Source organism: Rhabdothermincola sp. (assembly GCF_036846205.1).
Classification (GTDB): domain Bacteria; phylum Actinomycetota; class Acidimicrobiia; order Acidimicrobiales; family Acidimicrobilacustridaceae; genus Rhabdothermincola.
Genome location: NZ_DAIUCK010000141.1, coordinates 1,443 through 5,880 on the forward strand (window position 1 = coordinate 1,443; position 4,438 = coordinate 5,880).

Genomic DNA, 4,438 nt, shown 5'->3' on the forward strand with positions numbered 1-4,438 from the left:
GGGCGGCCACCCCGAGCACCGCGTCCGCCCCGCAGATCCACGGATCGAGGTTGCGTGACGGGCGACCGGTGGCGAGCTCGTGGTAGCCGGGATCGATGTAGTCGGGACCGACCTTCGCCGCCCCGACCCGCACCCCCGACCGGGCGAACGCGGCGAGCAGCCCGGTCGCGACGGTGGTCTTTCCCGCTCCCGATCGGGTCCCGGCGATCACGATCCTTGGCGGCAGCGAGCCCGGGTGCTGGGAGGTCATCCGCTCACCGTACGCCACGTAGGGTGCCATGCCCTACATCGGTGCTAGGGTCCCGCAGCCATGCGCAGCTCCACCCCGAGCCTCCCCGCCGTGCGCGGCTGGTGCCCCTCCCTGGCGGAGCCGCTCGAAGCTCGTGATGGTTGGTTGGTGCGCCTGCCGGTGGGCTGCCGACCGCTGAGCTCGCAGCAGTGGCGGGTGGTCGCGACCGTCGCCGAGACCCGGGGCAACGGCCTCGTGGAGATCACCCGCCGGGGAAACCTGCAGCTGCGCGGCCTGGCGGTCGTCGACCTGGACGAGACGGCAGCGGCTTTGGTCCGAGTCGGGCTGGCCAGCCGGCACCCGGCGACCGATGGGCGCCGGGCCGTGGTGCTCGATCCGCTGCTCGACGTCGGCCCGGCTCCCGACCGAGTGGCCGACCGCCTCCGGCTGGCTCGCCGGCTGGAGCAGCTCGTGGTCGATCTCGGCGACGGGCTCCCGGCCAAGTGGTGGGCGGTGGTCGACGGCGGTGGGCCGTGGCCGGTCCCCGTCCCCTCGGCGGACGTCGCGGTGCTCGACCGCAGGTCGTGCTGGGAGGTTCGGGTGGCTGGCGCTGTTGCGGCGAGCGCTTGCGACCCAGCTGGTGTCGAGCGGGCGGTCGAACCGGTGATCCGCCGGTGCGCCGCCGCCGGCTGCCGGGCGCGGGACCTGCCGGGCACGGCCGAGCCGTCCGCGGCGCCGCCCTCGGGAGCGGACGGTCGCTCGGCCTGGTGGGGGATCCGGCTGGTGGGCGACCGCGCGGTCGCGCCGACCGCACCGGCGCTCGGCGTCGCCACCGCCGGCGCGCTCCACGTGGTGGCGACCATCGCCGAAGGACCGGTGTCGGTGCGACCCGAGCCGGGGCGGGGGGTGCTGCTCGTGGCCTCCGACGATGGGGGCACCGACGCCGGGGGCGCCGACCTCGCCGGTGCGCTCGAGCAGCTCGCCGCGCTGGGGTGGGTGGTCTCACCACACGATCCCCGCCGCTCGGTGTCCGCGTGCATCGGCTCGCACGGCTGCGCCAGTGCGCTGGTGGACACCCACGCGCTGGCCCGGGCCTGGATGGGTGACGGGCGCGACGGCCCGCTCCACGTCTCGGGCTGTCCGAAGCGCTGCGGTGCCCCACCCGGAGCACGCGAGCTGGTGGCCACCTCCGAGGGCCTCCGGATGGTGGGCTGGTGAGCACCCGGCTCGACTACGACCGCGACGGCGCGGCGATCACCCGGGCGTCGTTCGCGCTGATCCGCGCGGAGCTCGGCGACCGGCTGGTCCGCTTCGGTGCGCTCGAGCCCGTGGTGGTGCGCATGGTCCACGCAGCGGGGGACACCGGGATCGTGGACGGCCTCGAGGCCAGTGCTGCCTTCTTCACCGAGGCCACCGCAGCCCTACGTCGGGGGGCGACCGTGTGGTGTGACAGCGAGATGGTGGCCCGGGGGATCACCCGGGCCCGCCTCCCCGCCGGGGTGGCGGTCCGTTGCGCACTGGGCGACCCGGAGGTCCCGGAGCTGGCCCGGCGTCTCGGCACCACCCGTGCCGCCGCGGCCGTCGAGTGCTGGCTCGGCACCCTCGACGGCGGGCTCGCCGTGGTGGGTAACGCCCCGACTGCGCTGTTCCGGCTCCTCGAGCTCATGCTCGACGGTGTGGCCCGCCCGGCGGCGGTGATCGGGGTGCCGGTCGGCTTCATCGGCGCGGCGGAGTCCAAGCACGCCCTGGCCACGCTGCCCCACGGGGTGCCGTACCTCACCCTCCACGGCCGCCGTGGGGGAAGCGCCCTGGCCTGCGCCGCGGTGAACGCACTGGCCGACGATCGGGAGGTGGTGCCCGGATGACCGCCACCGATCCGCAGCGGGATGGCCGCCTGGCCGGCCGCCCGGGTCGCCTCTACGGCCTCGGTGTCGGGCCAGGTGACCCCGAGCTGTTGACCCTGCGAGCGGTGCGGGTCCTGCGGAGTTGCCCGGTGGTGGCGTACGTGGCGGCTCGGGGGAGGAAGGGGAACGCCCGCTGCACGGTCGAGGGGCTCCTACACCCCGAGCAGGTCCTCGAGCGACTCGAGTACCCCGTGACCGTCGAGCCTGTGGGGGCCGAGGTGTACCGGGCGCTGCTGGACCGCTTCCACGACGACGCAGCCGAACGCCTGGCCACCCACCTCGACGCCGGCCACGACGTGGCGGTGCTGAGCGAGGGCGATCCGCTGTTCTACGGCAGCTACATGCACCTGCACGTCCGCCTCTCGGGCCGGTTCCGAGCCGAGGTGGTCCCCGGCATCACCTCGGTGTCGGCGGCGGGCGCGGCAGCCGGGATGCCCCTGGTGTCCGGCGACGAGCGGTTCACGGTGGTGACCGCCACCATGCCACCCGAGGACCTCAAACAGGCGCTCGCCGGCACGGAATCGGTCGTGATCCTCAAGATCGGCCGCCACCTCGACCGGGTGGTCGCCGCGCTGGAGGCGACGGGGCGGATCGACCACGCCGTCTACGTGGAGCGGGCCAGTCACCCCGACCAGCTCGTCGTGCCGGTGCGTGAGATCGGCACCCGCACCCCCCCGTACTTCTCGCTCGTGCTCGTGCCCGGCCCCCGGCTGGCCGGGCCGTCCTGGTGACTACTCCGCCCGCGACGCGCCGGCCGGGCCGGGTCAGCGTCGTGGGGATCGGACCGGGCGAGGCGAGCTGGTGCACACCGGCGGTGCGCCGCTTGGTGCTCGAGGCCACCGACATCGTCGGCTACGACGCGTACCTCGCTCTGCTCGACGGCCTCGTCGGCGGGGCGCTCACCGCTCGCCGGCACGGGTCCGGGAACCGGGTGGAGGCCGAGCGGGCCCGACTCGCGCTCGACCTGGCAGCCCGAGGCGGCGATGTGGTGGTGGTGTCCTCCGGAGACCCCGGGGTGTTCGGCATGGCCGCCGCGGTGTGCGAGCAGCTCGACGCCCACCCCGACAGCTGGCCAGGGGTGGACCTGTCCATCGAACCGGGCATCAGTGCCGCCCAGGCCCTTGCGGCCCGGGTGGGAGCACCTCTCGGCCACGACTTCGCCGTCGTGTCGCTGTCGGACGTGTTGAAGCCCTGGGAGGTGGTGGAAGCGCGGCTCGATGCCGCGGCGGCGGCGGGGTTCGTCCTGGCCCTCTACAACCCCCGGAGCCGGCACCGGCCCTGGCAGTTCGCGCGGGCCCTCGAGGTGTTGCACCGCCACCGCCCGCCGGTGACCCCGGTGGTGCTCGGCCGGCGGATCGGCCGCCGGGGGGAGCAGGTCATGGTCACGACGCTCGGTGACGTCGACCCCGAGTCGGTCGACATGTCGACCGTGGTGATCGTGGGCTCGGCCGCCACCCGCACGGTGCAGTGCGGCGGGCGGGCGCTGGTCTACACCCCTCGCCGTCACGGGCATTCGAGCACCGCGCCGGCGCCGGAGCCTCCTGCCACCGCCGCGGTGACCGCGAGCCTGGCCGCGCCCGCGGGAGCGCCCGTGGTGGGGGGCCGGTGGTTGCTGACCGGTGGAGCTCGGGCGGGCAAGAGCGCGTACGCCGAGCAGCTCGCGGCCCGCAGTCAGCGACCGGTGACCGTGGTGGTGACCGCACAGCCCGTCGACGAGGAGATGGTGGCCCGGATCGCCGCCCATCGTGCGGCCCGGCCGGCCGGTTGGGTCACGATCGAAGAGCCGCTCGATCCCGCCTCGGCGATCGGGTCGGTTCCCGACGGCGACTGTGTGCTGCTCGACTGCGTGACCGTGTGGGTCGGGAACCTGTTCCACCACGGGGTGAGCGAGGCGGCGATCGACGGGAAAGCCCGCGACCTCGCCGAGGTGCTGGCCGGCCGGGGCGGGCCGTGTGTCGTGGTCACCAACGAGGTGGGTCTCGGGCTGGTTCCGGAGACCGACCTCGGTCGGCGGTACCGGGACGTCCTGGGGCGAGTCAACGCGACGCTGGCGGCGGTGGCCCATCGGGTCGTGCTGGTGTGCGCCGGCCGCGGGCTCGAACTGCAACCGCTCGACCCGATCCGCTGAGTGTCGTGGTGCACGGGCGAGTCAGCGCGGGAGCGTTCGCTGGCCTGCGGGCCGCGACGAGCCTGCTGACCCGGCTCCCGGTCCGGTCCCCCGTGGCTCCCGCGAGTGGGGTGCTGGCCTGGTTCCCCGCGGTGGGTGTGCTGGTGGGTGGCGTCGGGGCCGCGGTCTGGCTGGGGG

General features: G+C 74.9%; 5 protein-coding genes. 4 read left to right on the forward strand and 1 reads right to left on the reverse strand.

Features of this window, described 5'->3' with window-relative positions:
* Positions 1 to 250: nucleotide-binding protein (locus V7004_RS14895; RefSeq protein WP_334144979.1), on the reverse strand; the 250-nt coding region annotated here is incomplete at its 3' end.
* Between the two features lie 60 nt (positions 251 to 310).
* Here V7004_RS14895 and V7004_RS14900 point away from each other — a divergent pair.
* From V7004_RS14900 to cobJ, 4 genes are read left to right on the forward strand one after another with little or no spacing between them, the layout of a single operon-like run.
* A complete protein-coding gene (locus V7004_RS14900) occupies positions 311 to 1,447 on the forward strand; it encodes a hypothetical protein (RefSeq protein ID WP_334144980.1) in 1,137 nt (378 codons plus the stop codon).
* A complete protein-coding gene (locus tag V7004_RS14905; protein WP_334144982.1) occupies positions 1,444 to 2,094 on the forward strand; it encodes a precorrin-8X methylmutase in 651 nt (216 codons plus the stop codon). Before V7004_RS14900 ends, V7004_RS14905 begins: the two co-directional genes overlap by 4 nt.
* Entirely contained in the window at positions 2,091 to 2,864 is a 774-nt protein-coding gene (locus V7004_RS14910) for a precorrin-2 C(20)-methyltransferase (RefSeq protein WP_334144983.1), read from the forward strand. Before V7004_RS14905 ends, V7004_RS14910 begins: the two co-directional genes overlap by 4 nt.
* A 41-nt stretch (positions 2,865 to 2,905) precedes the next feature.
* Positions 2,906 to 4,261, forward strand: coding sequence for a precorrin-3B C(17)-methyltransferase (cobJ, locus tag V7004_RS14915; RefSeq protein WP_334144984.1), 1,356 nt, complete (start codon positions 2,906 to 2,908; stop codon positions 4,259 to 4,261).
* Positions 4,262 to 4,438 lie beyond the last annotated feature (177 nt).